General features: G+C 71.4%; 1 pseudogene. It reads left to right on the top strand.

Annotated elements, in window-relative coordinates:
* Positions 1–714 (top strand): annotated as a pseudogene (locus tag AO501_RS38165) (hypothetical protein); the annotation flags it as partial.
* Between the last annotated feature and the right edge of the window lie 214 nt (positions 715–928).

Here is a 928-nt window from a genome sequence, read left to right on the forward strand (position 1 = left end):
GGCGGGGCGGGCGCGGCGGGTGGCGCCGGCGGCAACGGGGGTGCCGGCAACCAAACCGGCGGGATCGGCGGCAAAGGCGGCACCGGCGGCAACGGCGGTGACGGAGGCACCGGTGGCATCGGCGCGGCGGGTGGTAACGGTGGCACCGGCGGTGCGGGCGGCAGCCATGCAAACGACGGCGTCGGCCAACTCACCACCCAGGGCGGTAACGGTGGCAATGGAGGGGACGGAGGTACCGGCGGCACCGGCGCCTCGGGCACCAGCGGCTCCAGCGGTGGCGCCGGGGGTAGCGGGGGGCGTGGTGGATGGTTGTTCGGCAATGGTGGCAACGGCGGCGGCGGCGGCATCGGCGGGTTCGGCGGGAACGGCGACGTCGGCGGCCACGGCGGCAACGGCGGCAACGGTGGAGCCCTGGGTACCGGATCTAATACGAACGGCATCGCAGGCGCGGGTGGTGACGCCGGTGATGGTGGTCGAGGCGGCGACGCGGGCAACGGAGGCAACGGCGGCGCCGGCGGCAACGCCGGGGCCGGCGGATTGTTCGGTTCAGCGGGTATCGGCGGCCTCGGTGGTGCCGGAGGTGCCCACGGGACTGCCGGCAACGGCGGCAGTGCGGGTCTGGCCGGCTCGGGCAGCACGCCCGGTAACGCTGGGCAGTCGCTGGGCCCCGGATCTAGTGGCACCAGCGGAACCGACGGAGCGAACGGCCGGTAGCGGCTGCTGCGCGCCTCTGCTTACCTCGACGTCATATTTCTGGGCCGCGGCGACAAGTACTTCAATGAGCCGGGGCTGTTCGACGCGCAATGTATACAGCTGGTGACTGCGCACTTCGGCAGAATTGAATCCAAAGCGGCTCTTCGCAATTGAGGGTGTAGGGCGGTCAGCTGTTTTCGACTGGTGATCGGGGGGTCTGGTTGGCTGGGGGTGT

Source organism: Mycobacterium gordonae (genome assembly GCF_001417955.2).
GTDB classification, from domain to species: Bacteria; Actinomycetota; Actinomycetes; order Mycobacteriales; family Mycobacteriaceae; genus Mycobacterium; species Mycobacterium gordonae_B.